The following is a 17371-nucleotide window of genomic DNA, read 5'->3' on the forward strand; positions in this document are numbered from 1 at the left end:
ATTATTTTTCTTCTTTTGGAGATTCAATCATAGCTAAGATTTCGCGTAATTCTGCTGCAGAAATTTTTTCTTCTTTGGCAAAAAATGAAACCATATTTTTATAAGAACTATTAAAGTAGTTGTCAATAGCGGTTTTCATGTATTTTTTGCTGTACGCTTCTAAAGTAATGATTGGGTAATATTGATGCGTATTTCCAAATGCATGATGCCCCACAAAACCCTTTTCTTCAAGATTGCGCACAATAGTAGATAAAGTATTGTAATGCGGCTGGTCTTCTGTAATTTCTGCCTGAACTTCTTTTACAAATGCTTTTTTTAATTTCCATAAAATGTGCATTATTTCCTCTTCCTTGTTCGTTAACTTTTGCATGTTTTCTAATTTTAATTCAAACCTACAACTATTTTTCTAGTTACGCAACTATAAAAATAGTTATTTAACTAAAAAACAAGTTTGAATTGAATTAATAGCATAGAAAATCGATTCGATTATAAATATAAGTAATTGAAATACAGTGTTTTTGTATGTATGAAAGAATTTAAGAAACTTTTTCGTCTAACAGAGCTTTTTTGATCCAGAAGCAGCAAAGTGTAGCAACAACTCCTATAGATGCCATAAAAAACCAATTGATTTGGTAGCCAAAACGAGAGATGATTTCGAATCCTATTTTTGAACTAATAATATGAGCGAGACTAAAACTCATGGTATAAAGTGCCATATATCGTCCTTCCTGACCACGAGGAGCACGGCTTAAAGCAAATGCATTCGAAAAAGGAAAAGTTAGGATTTCGCCAATTGAAATACAGATCATACTAATAACCAACATTCCTGCCCAAATATTAATTAATAGCAAAAAGAAACTGGAAGCCATTACAAATGACCCCAAAATAATGATTCTGATTTTGGGAAAAGCCTTTCGTTCTAAAAATCCCACAGTAGGCATTTCAAGAGCAAAGATCAAAAGTCCGTTTAGAGTCATTAGTAAACCCGTTTGAAATTCAGTCAGACCAAACTTTTCATTATGATATAAAGGTAAAGTTGTAAAAAGCTGAAAGAAAATCATAGCGGTTACAAAGCTCACAAATAAGAAAACCCAAAAGATCCGATCATGAAAAACTGATTTTGTATCTGTTGCGCTTTCAGTTTTATCTTCATGAATTAATTTTTTCTTTTCCTTAACTAATAGAGCAAAAATAGAGATAGAAACAATACAGGAAGCACCATCGATCCAGAATAAACCAGAATATCCAATTCCCATAATGATCAAACCGCCCAGAGCAGGTCCTGCAGCAAAACCTAAATTTACTGCTAAACGTACCAGAGTCAAAGCGCGGGTTCTGTTTTCTGGTTTGGCGTAAGCTCCCAGAGAAACAAACATTGCAGGTCTGAACATATCAGCAATAACCATCAAAATAAACATGGCAATGCACAATGCCCAAAAAGTTGTGATATACTGGATAAAGAAAAGAGAAACTCCACTGGTAAATAAACTAAAAATCATGATTTTGTAAAATCCAATTTTGTCTGATAGTTTTCCGCCCAGCCATGAACCCAGCATCGATCCTAAACCAAAAGCAACCATAATCCAGCCAACCTGATTATAAGTAAATTGAAGGTCTTCTTTTAAGTATTTAGATAAAAAAGGAAGTACCATTGTACCCGCCCGATTAATGAATGTTACGATTGTAAGTATCCAAATTTCTCTCGAAAATCCTTTAAAATTATTGATGTAGTGGCTAAAAGCAGCTTTGAGCATTATAAATAAGTTATTTGCAACAAAGTTAAGGAACTTTGTACGGATCAGCGGTTGCTGCTTTGTTTCTTTTAAACTATTTTTGCTCAAAATTTCCAAGATGAAAAATGTTATTACTTTTCTAATATTGTTATTAGTTAATTTCGGGTTTAGTCAAAATAAGTTTGACCAGGCAGCAACTGAAAAATTTCAAAAGACAATTAATAGTGAATATGCTGATCCTAAGACAAGTCCGCTAATGGAAGAAGATCTGAAAACTTTCAAAAGTTTAGATTTTTATCCTGTTAACGGGAAGTATTTTGTAAATGCAAAATTCGAAAAAGCGCAAAACGAAAAAGTTTTCGAAATGAAAACTACCGGAACAAGAACGCCAAAATATATTAAATACGGAACCTTATATTTTACAATTGATGGCGTTGCACTAAAACTGAATGTATACCGTAATATTGAACTTTCAAAAACCAAGGAATACAAAGATCATTTATTCCTGCCTTTCTCAGATTTAACTTCAGGTAAAGAAAGTTATATTGGCGGAAGATATATCGATTTAAAAATCCCAAAAGGAAATACTATTGCAGTCGATTTTAATCAGGCATATAATCCGTATTGTGCTTACAATCATAAGTATTCTTGTCCTTTGGTTCCATTAGAAAATGATTTGAATGTAGAAATCAAAGCTGGGGTTAAAACATTTCATTAATGGAATTCTTTAATTTTCATACCCATCAATTTACAAATCAATCCGGTATTCTGGAATTGGTGAATCAATATCCACAAGAATTTGATGCTTTAATCCCGTTCTATTCAATTGGTATTCATCCCTGGTATATAAAGGAAGATCAAATTGATAGTGATTTGAAAATTATCGAAGAAAAATTGCAAACCAATAATTGCCTGGCAATTGGAGAATGTGGTTTAGATAAACGCATTGAAATTCCTCTGGAACAACAAATTATTGTTTTTGAAAAACAATTGGCTTTGGCCGAAAAATATAAAAAACCAGTGGTTATACATTGTGTTGCTGCTTTTCAGGAAGTCATTGCAATAAAAAAGAAACTGAAGATTTCTGTTCCCATGATTATTCATGGTTTTTCAAAAAACAGTCAAATTGCGAATCAGTTAATTAAATCAGGATTGTATGTTTCGTTTGGAAAATACCTGCTCAAAAATCCCGAATTAAAAACTGTTTTTCAGAGCATCCCAAACGATCGTTTTTTCTTAGAAACAGATACAATTGAAGAGAATATTCAACAGGTTTATGATGTAGCAACCCAATATAAAAGAATAACACTTAAAGAATTACAGGAAATTATATCAAGTAATTATAAAGATGTTTTTAAGCAGAGAGAAATATAAATAGGTTTTTCAATATGTGAATCTGAAAAACATTAAAAATTAAAATAAACAAAAAATATAATATGGCAGAGTGGACAGAAAGAGCCGAGCTTTTATTTACAAAAGAAGGATTACAAAATTTACAAAACTCAAATGTTTTAGTAGTAGGTTTAGGTGGAGTTGGATCTTTTGCAGCTGAGTTTTTGGCAAGAGCAGGAGTAGGGAACATGACTATTGTAGATGGAGATGTTGTAGATATTACTAATATTAACAGGCAATTGCCAGCCTTGCATTCAACTGTTGGACAACCAAAGATTAAAATTGTTGGCGATCGTTTGATGGATATTAATCCGGAATTGAAACTAACACGTGTACAGGAATTTTTATCTCCTGAAAGAGCTTTTGAAATTGTTTCTCCGGAGTTTGATTATGTACTGGATTGTATTGATAGTATTACTCCAAAACTAAATTTAATTATTGCAGCCAAGCGTAAAAGAGTTAAAATTATAAGCTCTATGGGTGCAGGCGGAAAAATGCTGGCTTCAAAAGTAAAAGTGACTGATATTTCTAAAACAATCAACTGTTACTTTTCTAAAACCATTAGAAAACGTCTGAAAGCTGAAAAAATCAATAAACTGAAAGTAGTTTTCTCATCTGAAATTCAGGACGAAAAAAGCTTAAAATTAACCGATGGGAAAAACTTTAAAAAATCATTCTACGGAACAAATAGTTATATGCCAGGTTTATTTGGTCTTCATGTAGCCGAAACTGTGATAAGACATTTACTTACAAAATAAGGATCTAAGACACTAAGTCTCTAAGGTTCTAAGTTTTTTAAAACTAAACCTTAGAACATTTGTCCCTCAGAACCTTAGTACCTTAAAAGAAAAAAAATGATAAAAACAGTAATTTTTGATATGGATGGTGTAATTGTAGACACTGAACCAGTTCACCGTAATGCTTATTACAAACAATTTTCAGAATTAAATATCGAAGTAAGCGAGGAAATGTACACTTCGTTTACAGGGTTTTCTACCCGAAATACGTTTCAAAGCCTGAAAGGATTTTTTCCAAAAATAGAGTATGGAGTAGAAGATTTGATCCAACGAAAAAGAAATATTTTTAACGATGCCTTCGATACCAAAGAAGATTTGTATCTATTAGAAGGTGTTGAAGATTTGATTAAGGATTTGTACGCTAACGGAATACAATTGATTTTGGCTTCGTCGGCTTCAAAAGTAACAATTGAACGTGTCTTCACCAGATTTAATCTGCATCAATATTTTACGGATATTGTAAGTGGTGAAGATTTTCCGCAATCAAAACCAAATCCTGCTATTTTTCTTCATGCAGCTTCTTTGTCGATTGCTCCAAAGGAAAATTGCATTATCATTGAGGACAGTACAAATGGTGTAAAAGCTGCAAAAGCGGCCGGAATATATTGTGTTGGTTACAATAGCCTGCATTCTAAATTACAGGATTTATCAGATGCTGATATGATTATCAATCATTTTAAGGAATTAAACGCTCAAAAAATATCACAGCTAAAGGGCTGAATTATATAAAATTTAACATTTGTTCGGTAATTGAATTTGTAAATTTGAACAAAACAAATAAACTCTAATAATGAAAAAACTACTTATTGCATTCGCTATTATTTTGGCGCCGTTTGCTACAGAAGCACAAATAAAAACACCACAAGCGAGTCCTAAAGCTTATATCAAACAAACAGTTGGACTAACAGATGTCGAAGTAACTTATTCAAGACCTGGTGCTAGAGGCAGAGCGGTATTTGGAAATTTAGTTCCGTTTGGAAAATTATGGAGAACCGGAGCTAACGAAAACACTATCATTAATTTTAGTGATGATGTAGTAATCGATGGTAAAACATTGAAAAAAGGAAAATATGCAATTTATACCATTCCAAAAATCGAAAGCTGGGAAGTGATTTTTTACCTTTCTACTGACAACTGGGGATTGCCTGAAAACTGGAGCGATGCATATGTAGCTTTAAGAACTACGGTAAAAGAAGATGCTTTACCAACTCCGGTAGAAACATTTACAATTGGAATTAGTGGTATAGATCCTAATTTTGCTTACTTAGATATGGCTTGGGAAAACTCTCATATTGCTTTAAAATTTGAAGTTCCAACAGCTAAAATTGCTACAGCAAGTATCGAAAAAGTTTTAGGCGGACCATCTTCAAATGATTATTTTGCCGCTGCAACGTATTTATTTCAATCAAACGGAAATATCGAAACAGCGAGAGTTTATGTAGATAAATCTCTAGACATGAGTACTGATAAGCCTTATTTTATTTTAAGATTAAAATCACAAATTCAAGCAAAACAAGGAGATAAAAAAGGAGCTATAGAAACTGCAAAAGCTTCACTTGCTGCTGCCGAAGCTGCCAAAAATCAGGATTACGTAAAATTAAATAAAGATAGTATCGCTGAGTGGAGCAGATAATAATTCACTGAAGTATTAAATTACAAATAAAAAAAATCCAAATTTCAAAGCTTTATTAAAGTTTGAGAATTTGGATTTTTTTTAGAATATAATATAGACAGACTTGTCTGTTTTTTATATCTTTGGCATATCAATACAATTTACCAATGCAACCCAAAGAAAGAATTTTAGATATAGTCTCTGTTTTGTTTCATAATCAAGGATATAATTCTACAGGAATTAACCAGATTATTGAAGAGGCAAAAGTGGCAAAAGCAAGCTTTTACCAACACTTTAAGTCCAAAGAAGATTTATGTATTGCTTTTTTAACCCAGCGACATTCATTCTGGTTTGATGCATTAGAAAAATTCACATCAAATGAAAAAGATCCAAAATCAAAAGTTTTGGCGTCATTTAATTTTTTGGTTTTTATGAATCAAAAGGAAAACTTTAGAGGCTGTAGTTTCTTAAATATTCTTTCTGAAATTTCTTCGGATAATATTAAAATACTTCAGGTTATTCAAAGTCATAAAGCAGATTTACGCAATTATTTTAAAAATATACTTGCTGATGATCTTTTAGCTGATCATGTTTATTTACTATTTGAAAGCAGTATCATAGAAAGTCAGTTATTTAAATCCAATCAGCTTATCGAACAATCAAAAAAAATCATTCAAACTTTAATTTTTTAAAATGGAGCAGAAACTACCTTTGCCACCTTTCACGTATGAAACGGCATTAGAAAAAATTCAGTTAGCAGACGATGCCTAGAACAGTCAGGATCCTGAACGTATCTCAAAAGCGTATACGATTGACAGTGAATGGAGAAACCGAAATGAATTTGTAAACGGAAGAGAGGAAATCGTTCGTTTTTTAACTCAAAAATGGAAGAAAGAACACAACTATAAATTAAAAAAAGAATATTGGGCACATACCGAAAACAGAATTGCGGTTCGATTTGAATACGAATATCAAAATTCTAATGGAGATTGGTTTAGAGCTTACGGAAACGAAAACTGGGAATTTGATTCTAATGGCTTAATGCAAAAAAGGTTTGCCAGTATTAACGACCTTTCAATTAGTGAAGCAGAAAGAAAACTGAGCTAAATAGAGGAATAGAAAGTTAATTCATACTTGGCGGTTCCGGAATTTTGATATTCCTTTTTATTTTTTTGACAATCAGCAAATAAAAAGTAATACCGCCCAAAATAATCAGTAATGCAATTTGCAATTGCCCTAAACTATTGTTTTTGCTGTACATAGCATTAGCATTTGCCAGTTTTGATTTTCCTTCTTCAATCTGAATTTGAGACAATGATTCTAAAGTTTTAAGCGCATTGGCACTCGAAGCAGCAATTTTGTTCCAGTTTTTATTTTCAACCTGTCTGTTGATCTCTTTACAGGAACTCAAAAAAAGATCGAAATATTGCTTTTCTTTATTGGTTAAAACCGTTTTTGCATACAAATCATCAATGTTATGAATAATGTCCAGTGTATGAATGATTTCATCTTTTTTGATGTTGTCGCTTAAATCCAGTTTTTCAGCTTCTGCTTTTATAAAATGAAGTTCTTTAGAGTATTGAAAAATATAATGAGCCACAACCAATCTGTCATTGTATATGGCATTGATATTTTCGTTTACATTTTTAGAATTAAGCAAAGTATTAAAATTACCCAATAAAATTACCAGCATTACAATAAGTAAAATAAAAGCAGCTTTAGTTTTATTGCTGTATTTTTTAAGGTCTTTCATGGTGCTTATTTAAGAGGTAACTTTTTCAAAGATAGAGAATTTGAAAAGAATTCCCAGTCTTTTAAAAACTCAAATTTTAAGACCATAGATTAGAATTTCATGGTTTCGTTTTTTGTAGCTATTCCTGCTGTCCGCTATATCTTTTATGCCGAACCCCGGCACAAAAGGATGCCGCTTCCATCAAGGCTAAAACATTTCGACTTAGAAGAAAAATATTATTTAGAATAAGCTTGATTAATTAGTAACTTAGTTTGCTTATTGACAATTTCTGCAGCTTTGTTTAAATAATAAGGATTTGTACATTCTCCGTAACTGATATAAACGATATGATTATCGTCTTCCAGATTTTTATTTTCTTTTTCAACCCACAAATAATTTTCCATTCCTGCAGTTAAATAGACTGGATTTCCTTCTTTAAACAATTGAGTTGCAATTCCGATTAATCTATTCTCTCCGGCAAATTGTATATCTTTTTCATTGTATGTCAGCAAAATGCTACATCTAATGATAGAGCAAAAAAGGTTTTCTTTTAGTGTGGGATATTTTTCAAAAATCTCAGCTCCCTGATTTAAATTTTCAAAACATTTGGTATATAGCTGTTCTGAAATTGAATTGTCTATGATTTCATTATTTTCAGTAGTATTTTGACTTTCAACCTGAAACCAAAGAAAAAAAGATAAGACTAAAATTAAATTTTTAAACATAATTTTTTATGAGAATCAGTTACATAGTTTTAATAAAAAAGCTTTTCTAACCTTTATTTCTTTTGCTTCAACTGAAACATATTCCCTTCAGGATCTTCTCCGTCGCAAAGCCAGTAATCATAATGATCAAAAGTTTTCACCTCTCTCATCAATACCTTTTGATCGAGAAGTAATTGTCTCGTTTCGTAAATATCTTCATTAATTTCAAAAACGACTTTGGTATTATTGTCAAATTTATGACCGGATTTAATTTGAGCTAAATATTGCCCGCCAATTTTATGAAGTCCTATTTTACCATTACCGGCATTCAAAAGCACCCATTCTGCTTCGTATTCTTCAAGTATTTCAAAACCAAAAGTTGTAGTATAAAAAGATTTTAATCTGTTTACATCCTGAACATATAGGATAATTGTATCTAAAATCAGCTTCATTTCTTTTGGTTTAAATTACTCTAAAATTACATTATCAGTATCCGGTTCTTTTCTAAAAAATAAAATCTGTATAAAAAATGCCAGCAGGATAGTCAATATCGCACCAATGAAATTCAGCCATAAATAACCTAATTTTTCCTGTCTGTAAATCATGAAATAGTAAATAACAAAAATTGTAGTCTGACTGATTATAGCACTAAAAAACATTGCTTTTGCTTTTACACGACGAAGATAAAAACCAACCAAAAAGATACCTAAAACAGTTCCGTAAAAAATAGAACCAATAATATTAACCAACTGAATTAAATTTTCAAATAAAGTTCCCACACAGGCAAAAAGTATTGCTACAACTCCCCAAAACAAGGTAAAAAATTTCGTTGCATTCAGGTAATGTTTCTCTGATTTTTCAGTCTTTAAATTTCGTTTATAAATATCTATCGCTGTTGTAGAAGCTAATGCATTTAGCCCGGAAGCTGTTGATGACATTGCAGCCGAAAGAATTACGGCTAATAATAAACCAATAAGACCTTTTGGTAAATAATGCAGGATAAAGTGAAAAAACACATAATCTTTATCGTTTGTTTCGCTGGTACTATCTGCCCTTGAAATAATTTCTTTAGCACGGTCACGCAAGTCTTTTTCTTTATTGGATAATGTGACCAATTCTTTTCGTAAAATAGGATTGTCGAAATCCTGATTTAACTGATCGATATATAATAAATTAATTACTTTTTTGTCCTCAGAAAGAGTACTTAATTTTTTCTCTAATGCATGATATTCTTCTTTATAAGCCGACTTTTCGATAATAATCTTGTTATTCGGATTAAAATTTAAAGGAACCGGATTGAATTGAAAAAACACAAAAACCATAACTCCGGTTAACAGAATGAAAAACTGCATAGGTACTTTTAAAAGACCGTTCATGATTAATCCCATCTGACTTTCACGGATTGATTTTCCGGATAAATAACGTCCAACCTGAGACTGATCTGTACCAAAATAGGCGAGGGCAAGGAAAAAACCACCGGTGATTCCGCTCCAGAAAGTATATTTTTCTTCGGGATCAAAAGAGAAGTTTACAATATTCATTTTATCATTGGCACCTGCAATATGAAGCGCACTTGTAAAAGTCATATCATTTGGCAAATAATGTAAAATCAGGAAAAATGTAATAAACATTCCGGACATGATTACAAACATTTGCTGTTTCTGTGTTACGTTTACCGCTTTTGTACCTCCTGAGAAAGTGTATATAATTACAAGAACACCAATAATAATGTTCATTAGGGTTAAATTCCATCCCAAAAGCGCTGATAAAATGATTGCCGGAGCATAAATCGTAAGTCCGGTTCCTAAACCTCTTTGCACTAAGAAAAGGATTGCTGCAAGAGAACGTGTTTTAAGATCAAATCGTTTTTCTAAAAATTCATAGGCCGTAAACACCTTGTTTTTATGATATAACGGAATAAAAGTCAAACAAATCACAATCATCGCGATAGGCAATCCAAAATAGAATTGCACAAAGCCCATTCCGTCATGATAAGCTTGTCCCGGAGTAGATAAAAAAGTAATGGCACTGGCTTGTGTGGCCATTACCGAAAGTCCAACAGTATACCAGGGTGTTTCGTTATTTCCTAAAATAAAATCTTCGACGTTTTTACTTCCTTTAGTTTTCCAGGATCCATACCCAACAATAAATAAAAGTGTAACAATCAGTACGATCCAATCAAATAGTTGCATAGGTTATGAGTATAATTGCATGATTAAGAAAAAAATCAAAATATAAATAGCATTAGCTATCAAAACGTAGGTATAGCTTTTTTTCCATTTTTTTACTTTTTTAGCTTCCATATTCTGAATGTTTTTATTTCTTTATTTCTTGTTTTGGAGCTTCTACAGGCTGTTTTAAGGAAATCATATTCGATAATAATCGATAAGCTCCTGCAACACCTTCAGGTAATTCCCTAAAGAAGCTTAAACCTGTGTAAATATAATATCCTTTTCCGTATGGAGCTACTAACAATGCGCCATTTTTAGGAGACTCACCTTTGTCATGCGATGATATAATAGGGGTAAAAGCAGGATCATACTGATCAGGATAATACAATCCTTGTTCTTGTGTCCAGCCTTCAAAATCTTTAGTACTAATTTTGTTTGGTGTGTTTAAAATAGGGTGATTTGGAGCCAAAAAAGTAACTTTTGCGTTTTCTTCAGTCACACGATCGTTTGATATTTTTAACGAATACGGAGCAATCTGATCCGTTACCGTTTTACCGTAAGTGTTGTATTGTACAATCATGTTTTTTCCGCTTTTAACAAAGTTGAAAAGAATATTTTGCTTGTGCGCCAAAGCGTTTACGGTGTTGTAAGCACGAACTCCCGTAATTACAACATTAAAAGAATCCAGTTTTTCCGGAGTGATTTCTTCAGGTTTTATAATGGTTACTTTATATCCCATTTGAGCCAGACTCTCCGGAACTTCGTCGCCGGCACCCATAATGTAAGCTATAGAATCTCCGTTTGTTTTTAAATCTATTCGAATGCATTTTGATTCAGCCGGTTTTAAAACCATTTGTTTAGTAATATGACTGTAATCAATAATAGTCTGGTCTTTATCAAAACGTTTGTTGTCTACAATTGCAATGCTTTTTACAACAGCTTCTTCCGGATTTACAGGTGGTGTTACTTCAAAATAAAAGATTTGTTCGTTTCCTTTTTTATCTAAAGCAAAAGGGATTTCTTTTGGAGAAACATTCCAGCTATTTGGTAATTCCAATTGTAGATTCCCTTTAATACCGTCTTTTCCTGCACGAACTTTTACCGGAATCATTTTACTTTTTGTACTTCCAAAAATTAAAACTTTTTCAAGGATTGAAGTGGTAACTTCCGGAACAATATCCAGAAAATTATACATTTCGCCTTTTACACCATCGTTGTATTTGTAAACCACAATTCGCTCAAACGGAATTTCAACACCATTTATTTTGATATTAAATACCACTTTTACTTCTCTGATAATATCAGGAATTCCAATGTTTTCCTGATTCGAAACGGTATACATTCCTACGCTTGCTTTTTCTTTTAACCAATAAGGCTGTGTATATTCAATCGAGTTTGGAAGCTGGACATTTAGAACCAGTTTCTGATCATTGTTATTCTTTAAAGGAATATTCTGAACCGAGTTTTTATTATCAGGTAAAGAAGTAATACTGGTCAATTGCATATCAACAGGAGACCTGTTAATGGCTTCGATACTTAATTTGATTGTGCTTCCGGGAGTTGCTTCCTGTTCGCTTGCAGCTGCTTCAAGATACAATCCGGTACAAGACGCTATTATATTTTTTATAGCGGCTGATTTTAAGGTTTTCCAGTGATCATCTTCTAAAGCTTCAATCATAGTGTATGCTTTTATCAAATCCGCAATACTGGCTGAAGGGTTGCTAAAATCATATTTTGCAATGATTGTAGAAATTAAATCTCCAATTGGTTTTCCGTTTTTAACGCGGTTCCATGAAGTATCAATTCCATCAAACAAATTGTCACGTTCAATAGGACTGTCTCCATTAATAAGCTCTAAATATTCTGTTTCTTCACCACGGGCTCCGGTACTTCCAAAACCTTGTGACTGGTGTCGGCTTCGGCTCAATGCCGCAATTTCCTGATTCGATTTGCCTATTCCGGTATAATAAACTCCTGTTTCCAGTTTGGTAAATTTTGATTTATTGGCAGCATCAAATTTTTCCTGACTTCCGTAAAACCACCATGAAGGATTGAAAAACAAACGTTTTACCTGCCATGGTTTTACATATTTTAATTGTTCAGGATATATTTTAGGATCATTTGTTAATTTAAAACTTTCAACACTCAACATTGCCGATGATGTATGATGTCCATGAGTTGTACCCGGAGAACGGTGATCAAATCGGTTTATAATAACGTCCGGTTGAAATTTTCTAATAGTCCATACGACATCAGCAAGCACTTTGTCTTTGTTCCAGATGTCTAAAGTTTCATTTGGATTTTTTGAATAACCAAAATCATTTGCTCTTGAAAAAAACTGTTCGCCGCCATCGATTTTTCTGGCTTCGATTAATTCCTGAGTTCTTATTACACCCAATAATTCACGTAATTGCGGACCAATTAAGTTTTGACCTCCGTCGCCACGAGTTAAGGATAAATATCCTGTTCTGGCATTCAGTTCATTGGCCATATAAGATATTAAACGGGTATTTTCGTCGTCAGGATGTGCTGCAACATACAAAACAGAACCTAAAAAATTTAATTTTTTGATTTGATTGTAAATTTCAACGGAACTTAGTTTTTGTGGTTGTTGTGCAAAAGAAATGGAAATCCCTGTTAAAAAAATAAGAAGAATCTGGATCTGAATTTTTCGCATGGTCTGGTTAAATGTTTTTTGAAAGAGCTTCAAAAATACTAATTATATCTTTGAACAATGTTTAAATGAAATGTTAATGTTTGGTTATTGATTTCCTTTTTTAAGAAAATTGATTCAAAAAAAAGAGAGTATCATTATTTCTGATACTCTCTCGTGTTGAAAATTGCGATTTTATAAATTTATCTTCTTCCACCACGATGATCATCATGGTCGTGCTTGTCGTGTTTGTCGTGTTTATCATGACCTCTGTTGTCATAATGTTTGTAATCTCTACGATCATAACGACGCTCATTGTAACCGTAAACTTCTCTAGGTCTGTATGGTCTTTGAGGAGCTCCGTGATATCCTTTATAATATCTTACTCTGTCACGTTCAAAATAGGTATAAGGAGTTCTTCCGTGATAATCAGTTAAAACTACTTTGTAACCTCCGTATAAATCATAGTTTCTATATTGTCTTGGTAAATAAGTCGTTCTAATCCATCTTCCTCCTCCAAAATAAATAAACTGAGAAGCTCTCACATCATAATAAGCTTCAATGTCTGGTAAATAATAATATTCCATTTGAGAATATCCTGCAGGTCCCCAAGCCGGAGGTGTTCCTATATTTACATTTACAGATATTTGGGCTTGTGTGGCGTTTGCAACGATCAGAAATAATCCTACGATTGCTATTTTTATTGTTTTCATTTTTTTTAGTTTTAATATTAATGTTATTCCTGATTAGGGATATTCATATACTGTGCCAAAAATAAAAAGCAAATGCATTTCATCGGATAAATAAGTATTTTAACGATTAAAATAAAAATATATTTTAGCGTAAATATTTGATTTTTAAAACGTTTTAAAAATATTACGATTAAAAAAAAAATGAGAAGTTATTTTCAATTATTTATAATCTACGATTCTTGGTTTGGCCAGTTCAAAACTTTGAAGACCAAAATCTGTAGTTTCAAAAGTATTTGTTTTAAATACATTATCTCCCTGATACGGAATTGTTGGATAATAAGAAACAGAAAGCTGAAATGAACTGAATACTAAGTAGTCATTGCTAATTAATAGGCCTAATGTTATTTTTTGATAGGCTTTGTTTTTTTCCATTGTATTATGCGGACTTCCTAATCCGGCAATGGCATAATTAAAAAATGGATTTATACGAAAACCTAAAAGTGCATAAGGAGAGTACGTTTGGGTTTGAAGTGATAATACCATTTTATTGGTACCGTAAACCGCACTATTAAAACCGGCTAAACCATTTTGTTGATTTATATTAAGCTGATCGCCAATGATATTTTCACGATTGACACCAATGATTAATTGCGGATTAACGAATTGTCTTAATTTCCATCTTCCTATACTATATAATTTTGTAAAGTAGTTGGTTTCCATCGAAAACGCTGTTTGATAGGTTTTAGACTGATGAAAGAAGGTTCCTGCTTCAAAATTCATACTTAAAAATCCTAATCTATAGTAATTTCCAAAAGAAAACTGTGCTCCAACATACGGCCGCCAAAAGGTATTTTTGTATTGATAGCCTAGTGTTATTCCGTATATTCTTCCAATGGGTACATCTTCAGTTTGTCCGTTTCTGAAAATGTAGTTATCCTTGATAAATTTACGTCTGTTAAGTCCGATTCCGGTTAAAATAAGTTTTTCATCAGAATAAAAATGGGTTGGATCGTAGAGATCCGTTGGCGCTTCAGTATAATCAAGATTCAAAAAACGTCCGGTAGCTACTAAATTTGTAATACCGTTTTCGTCTTCAAATACTTTACTGGCATGTCCGGCCCAGAAATCCTGGAAGTTATTTTTAAAGGGCTGAAAAGCATACGTCATATCAGGTGCCTGGAGGGTATCTTTTCTAAAATTCTGACCAACTAAAACACCTCCGGCCCATTTGGTTAAAGGAGAGTAGAAGAGTCGTTCAATATTAATACTTTTCGTGTAATTATTGTCCAGATCCATTTTGTAATATAAAGTGGTTCCGATATAAGTGTTTTTAATGTTCGGAATGGTGTAAGTTACCTCATTTGCGTTTCGCCCATCATCAAACCTACTCGTATATCGGTATTCAAGCTGCTGTCCGGAACCAAAGAAGTCTTTTTCTTTTACTCCTAAAGAAAACTGATTGCTGGAAATAGAAAATTTTGGAATAGTGCTCCATGAGTCTAAAACCCGAATAGTAACATCAACAGAATCTGAAGCTACTCCGGCAAGTTTGTTGGTTATTCGTACCGCTGTTACATATTTTTGAGATCGTATCAAACGTTCCGATTCCTGTACTTTATAAGTATCGTAAGGCGCATTCTTTTTAAAAAGCAATAAATTCAGAATGGCTATTCTTTTTGTTTTTAAATGCAACCTGTTTCCTGTTCTTTCACCCCAGTTTCTTGGCATTTGGGTCGTGTCTGTAACCGAATGCCCAAAAGGATCCAAAGTTATGATATTGATGTTTCGGATGATTTTTCCACTAAAATCAGTGGTATCATTTTGTACCAGAATTTCTTCTTTTTTTCTGGGTTTATTGGTTCTAAAGAGTAGTTTGTGGAGTGTTTGTGTAAACTTATTCTTTTTTGAATAATTTTTAATTTTGGTGTAAACCTCTGTACTGTCTTTTTTTTCTTTTGGAGCCGTTTTTGACTTATTGATCTGAGCATAGGTGCTTTGTAAGCAAAAGCAGCATAAGATTAAAACGACTATTTTTTTGTTTATAAACATTAGAATTTAAATGACAGGCTTAAAAATTGATTATGTACTATGAATATAAGGAATTAATAGGACTATTTTCTTAAAATAATATAGTATTTAGTTTTCGACCTTTAGTTTTCTAATTCTCCAGGTAAACTTTTTAGGCATATGATTTCCCATTAAATATCCCCAGGGTTCTAATGATTCTATTCTTTCAAAGATGATTTTGAGAATTGCCAGAAGCGGAATAGCTAAAAACATTCCTGAAATTCCGGCGGCCGCACCTCCAATAATGATTCCTATAATAGAAACAAAAGCATTGATTTCGACTTTTGAATTAATAATTAAAGGCACAAGGATGTTATTATCAATAAACTGAACCACAATATTTACAATTAGAATTCCTAAAATAATTGAGGCTTCCGGTGTTCCTGTTAAAGAAGCTAAAACGGTAATGATTCCGGCAATTAAAATACCAATATAAGGAACCATGTTTAATATTCCTGTGATGAGTCCTAATAAAATAAAATACTTAATTCCTATAATCAAAAGCCCTAAACTGGTTAGAATTGAAACGACAATCATCTCAAATATTAAACCCAGGATGTAATTATTGATTGAAACTTTTATTTGGGATAAAATATCTTTTAAAGCTGGATGATCTTCTTTGTTGATTAATTTAGCCAGAAATAAAATAAAGTGATCTTTATATAAAAGAAATAAAAAGGTATAAATAGGAATAAGGGTACAATCTAATAAAAGATCTGTGATAGATATGATTGCAGAGCCTATCGTAGCTTTTCCGTTTTGAACGGAATCTTTTGTGATATTATCAAGATATTTTTTCTGCTCGCCAATACTTACATGAAAATATTCTTTTATAAATTTTTGAATATCATTTATAAAAGAGTTTGCATTTTTTTTTATCGTATCAAAATCGTTGGCGATATCACTAACCTGATAGGAGATAAATACCAGAATGCCTACAATACACAAAGCAAAAACCAAAATACAACAAGCTGCGGCAAGGTGTCTGGGAAATTTTAATCTGGAATGCAAAAAGGTAAATATAGGTACTAATAATACCGCAAATAAAAATGCCATTAATACGGGAGTAATAACATCTTTTCCAATACAGAAAATAAAAGCAAAACTAATAAAGCTAACTAATATAAAGGCAAGTTTAGCATAAAACGGTAATTTTATGGAATTGATCATTTTGTTTAGTGATTTAGTAAAAACTAGAATTTGGTTAAACAAATATGATATTATATTCGAAAAATAGCGTTTTAGCTTTTTCTTAATAGTTTATAAAATTCCCATTATGATTTTTAATCGAAAAATTCCTTGTCCTCGTATTGCGGCGGCATAATTGAGATTCCTTTTTGTAGTAAAAGATTATTTGGAAAGATAATGCGTTCTCCTTCTTTAGTTCTTAAATTAACATGAAAAGCACTTATATCTTCAATTTCTCCTTCAATTGGAAAATCTTTATCATGAATTTTGATCGTATCGCCAATTCTAAAAGGAAATGAAAAAAATAATATCATCCCAGCAGTAATATTACTCAAAATAGACCATTGTGCAAACATTGCAACACCAATAACAGTTGCAATTGAAGAAATTGTAATAAAAATATCTTTGGTTTGAACTCCCCAGATTACAATTAAAGTAATTGCGACCAATATATTCATTAATACATGAATATATTTAATTGCTAAATTAGTACGATGCTCTAACAAATGACTTGTACTGGCAAAACGACGAATTAATTTTGCTACGATCACTCTTAAGGCCAGTAATACAATAAGAATGACTAAAGTGCTTAAGATTTCCTGAGTATATTCTTTAAAAGAAAACATAAAT

The 17371-nt window shown here is 32.2% G+C and carries 17 protein-coding genes and 1 pseudogene; 7 read left to right on the forward strand and 11 right to left on the reverse strand.

Annotated elements, in window-relative coordinates; translation table 11 throughout:
- Position 1 precedes the first annotated feature (1 nt).
- A complete protein-coding gene (locus A4F88_RS00935; protein ID WP_068840666.1) occupies positions 2-370 on the reverse strand; it encodes a BlaI/MecI/CopY family transcriptional regulator in 369 nt (122 codons plus the stop codon).
- Positions 371-536: 166 nt separating this feature from the next.
- Complete coding sequence (locus A4F88_RS00940; protein WP_068841423.1) at positions 537-1754, reverse strand: MDR family MFS transporter; 1218 nt, start codon at positions 1752-1754, stop codon at positions 537-539.
- Between the two features lie 97 nt (positions 1755-1851).
- On the opposite strand from A4F88_RS00940, the gene A4F88_RS00945 reads away from it, so the two are divergent.
- The 7 genes and pseudogenes from A4F88_RS00945 to A4F88_RS25095 all read left to right on the forward strand — a co-directional run bounded on the left by A4F88_RS00945 (position 1852) and on the right by A4F88_RS25095 (position 6641).
- A complete protein-coding gene (locus A4F88_RS00945; RefSeq protein ID WP_068840667.1) occupies positions 1852-2451 on the forward strand; it encodes a DUF1684 domain-containing protein in 600 nt (199 codons plus the stop codon).
- Entirely contained in the window at positions 2451-3107 is a 657-nt protein-coding gene (locus A4F88_RS00950; RefSeq protein WP_068840668.1) for a TatD family hydrolase, read from the forward strand. The genes A4F88_RS00945 and A4F88_RS00950 overlap by 1 nt, the downstream gene beginning before the upstream one ends.
- Before the next feature lie 62 nt (positions 3108-3169).
- Positions 3170-3883, forward strand: a complete 714-nt coding sequence (locus A4F88_RS00955; protein WP_068840669.1) for a tRNA threonylcarbamoyladenosine dehydratase — start codon at positions 3170-3172, stop codon at positions 3881-3883.
- 96 nt (positions 3884-3979) lie between these two features.
- Positions 3980-4642 (forward strand): HAD family hydrolase, encoded by a 663-nt coding sequence (locus A4F88_RS00960; protein WP_068840670.1) that lies wholly within the window; start codon positions 3980-3982, stop codon positions 4640-4642.
- 70 nt (positions 4643-4712) lie between these two features.
- Positions 4713-5555, forward strand: coding sequence for a DUF2911 domain-containing protein (locus tag A4F88_RS00965; protein ID WP_068840671.1), 843 nt, complete (start codon positions 4713-4715; stop codon positions 5553-5555).
- A gap of 146 nt (positions 5556-5701) precedes the next feature.
- Complete coding sequence (locus A4F88_RS00970; protein ID WP_068840672.1) at positions 5702-6226, forward strand: TetR/AcrR family transcriptional regulator; 525 nt, start codon at positions 5702-5704, stop codon at positions 6224-6226.
- A 1-nt stretch (position 6227) separates the two neighbouring features.
- Positions 6228-6641, forward strand: a pseudogene (locus A4F88_RS25095) (DUF1348 family protein).
- Positions 6642-6657: 16 nt separating this feature from the next.
- On the opposite strand, the gene A4F88_RS00975 reads toward A4F88_RS25095, so the two are convergent.
- From A4F88_RS00975 to A4F88_RS01015, 9 genes are all read right to left on the reverse strand, one after another.
- Positions 6658-7287, reverse strand: a complete 630-nt coding sequence (locus A4F88_RS00975) for an MCP four helix bundle domain-containing protein (RefSeq protein WP_068840673.1) — start codon at positions 7285-7287, stop codon at positions 6658-6660.
- Between the two features lie 215 nt (positions 7288-7502).
- Positions 7503-7991, reverse strand: coding sequence for a hypothetical protein (locus A4F88_RS00980; protein ID WP_068840674.1), 489 nt, complete (start codon positions 7989-7991; stop codon positions 7503-7505).
- Between the two features lie 53 nt (positions 7992-8044).
- Positions 8045-8422 carry a VOC family protein gene (locus A4F88_RS00985; RefSeq protein WP_068840675.1) on the reverse strand — a complete coding sequence of 126 codons (378 nt, stop codon included), beginning with the start codon at positions 8420-8422 and terminating at the stop codon, positions 8045-8047.
- A gap of 15 nt (positions 8423-8437) precedes the next feature.
- Positions 8438-10162 carry a sodium:solute symporter family protein gene (locus A4F88_RS00990; protein WP_068840676.1) on the reverse strand — a complete coding sequence of 575 codons (1725 nt, stop codon included), beginning with the start codon at positions 10160-10162 and terminating at the stop codon, positions 8438-8440.
- A 124-nt stretch (positions 10163-10286) separates the two neighbouring features.
- On the reverse strand, positions 10287-12818 hold the full coding sequence (locus A4F88_RS00995; RefSeq protein WP_068840677.1) for a PIG-L family deacetylase: 2532 nt from the start codon (positions 12816-12818) through the stop codon (positions 10287-10289).
- Positions 12819-12997: 179 nt separating this feature from the next.
- Positions 12998-13507 carry a hypothetical protein gene (locus A4F88_RS01000; RefSeq protein ID WP_068840678.1) on the reverse strand — a complete coding sequence of 170 codons (510 nt, stop codon included), beginning with the start codon at positions 13505-13507 and terminating at the stop codon, positions 12998-13000.
- Between the two features lie 198 nt (positions 13508-13705).
- Positions 13706-15535 carry a BamA/TamA family outer membrane protein gene (locus tag A4F88_RS01005; RefSeq protein WP_068840679.1) on the reverse strand — a complete coding sequence of 610 codons (1830 nt, stop codon included), beginning with the start codon at positions 15533-15535 and terminating at the stop codon, positions 13706-13708.
- Between the two features lie 87 nt (positions 15536-15622).
- Positions 15623-16723 carry an AI-2E family transporter gene (locus tag A4F88_RS01010; protein WP_068840680.1) on the reverse strand — a complete coding sequence of 367 codons (1101 nt, stop codon included), beginning with the start codon at positions 16721-16723 and terminating at the stop codon, positions 15623-15625.
- A 113-nt stretch (positions 16724-16836) separates the two neighbouring features.
- Positions 16837-17367: a mechanosensitive ion channel domain-containing protein gene (locus tag A4F88_RS01015; protein ID WP_068840681.1), complete on the reverse strand. Its 531-nt coding sequence runs from the start codon at positions 17365-17367 to the stop codon at positions 16837-16839.
- Positions 17368-17371 lie beyond the last annotated feature (4 nt).

The organism is Flavobacterium chilense (assembly GCF_001602525.1).
Lineage (GTDB): Bacteria > Bacteroidota > Bacteroidia > Flavobacteriales > Flavobacteriaceae > Flavobacterium > Flavobacterium chilense.

What these genes read in the sequence shown, in the direction of transcription:
- A4F88_RS00935 (WP_068840666.1), bottom strand. Translation starts at nt 370, where the DNA reads ATGCAAAAGTTAACGAACAAGGAAGAGGAAATAATGCACATTTTATGG.
- A4F88_RS00940 (WP_068841423.1), bottom strand. Translation starts at nt 1,754, where the DNA reads ATGCTCAAAGCTGCTTTTAGCCACTACATCAATAATTTTAAAGGATTT.
- A4F88_RS00945 (WP_068840667.1), top strand. Translation starts at nt 1,852, where the DNA reads ATGAAAAATGTTATTACTTTTCTAATATTGTTATTAGTTAATTTCGGG.
- A4F88_RS00950 (WP_068840668.1), top strand. Translation starts at nt 2,451, where the DNA reads ATGGAATTCTTTAATTTTCATACCCATCAATTTACAAATCAATCCGGT.
- A4F88_RS00955 (WP_068840669.1), top strand. Translation starts at nt 3,170, where the DNA reads ATGGCAGAGTGGACAGAAAGAGCCGAGCTTTTATTTACAAAAGAAGGA.
- A4F88_RS00960 (WP_068840670.1), top strand. Translation starts at nt 3,980, where the DNA reads ATGATAAAAACAGTAATTTTTGATATGGATGGTGTAATTGTAGACACT.
- A4F88_RS00965 (WP_068840671.1), top strand. Translation starts at nt 4,713, where the DNA reads ATGAAAAAACTACTTATTGCATTCGCTATTATTTTGGCGCCGTTTGCT.
- A4F88_RS00970 (WP_068840672.1), top strand. Translation starts at nt 5,702, where the DNA reads ATGCAACCCAAAGAAAGAATTTTAGATATAGTCTCTGTTTTGTTTCAT.
- A4F88_RS00975 (WP_068840673.1), bottom strand. Translation starts at nt 7,287, where the DNA reads ATGAAAGACCTTAAAAAATACAGCAATAAAACTAAAGCTGCTTTTATT.
- A4F88_RS00980 (WP_068840674.1), bottom strand. Translation starts at nt 7,991, where the DNA reads ATGTTTAAAAATTTAATTTTAGTCTTATCTTTTTTTCTTTGGTTTCAG.
- A4F88_RS00985 (WP_068840675.1), bottom strand. Translation starts at nt 8,422, where the DNA reads ATGAAGCTGATTTTAGATACAATTATCCTATATGTTCAGGATGTAAAC.
- A4F88_RS00990 (WP_068840676.1), bottom strand. Translation starts at nt 10,162, where the DNA reads ATGCAACTATTTGATTGGATCGTACTGATTGTTACACTTTTATTTATT.
- A4F88_RS00995 (WP_068840677.1), bottom strand. Translation starts at nt 12,818, where the DNA reads ATGCGAAAAATTCAGATCCAGATTCTTCTTATTTTTTTAACAGGGATT.
- A4F88_RS01000 (WP_068840678.1), bottom strand. Translation starts at nt 13,507, where the DNA reads ATGAAAACAATAAAAATAGCAATCGTAGGATTATTTCTGATCGTTGCA.
- A4F88_RS01005 (WP_068840679.1), bottom strand. Translation starts at nt 15,535, where the DNA reads ATGTTTATAAACAAAAAAATAGTCGTTTTAATCTTATGCTGCTTTTGC.
- A4F88_RS01010 (WP_068840680.1), bottom strand. Translation starts at nt 16,723, where the DNA reads ATGATCAATTCCATAAAATTACCGTTTTATGCTAAACTTGCCTTTATA.
- A4F88_RS01015 (WP_068840681.1), bottom strand. Translation starts at nt 17,367, where the DNA reads ATGTTTTCTTTTAAAGAATATACTCAGGAAATCTTAAGCACTTTAGTC.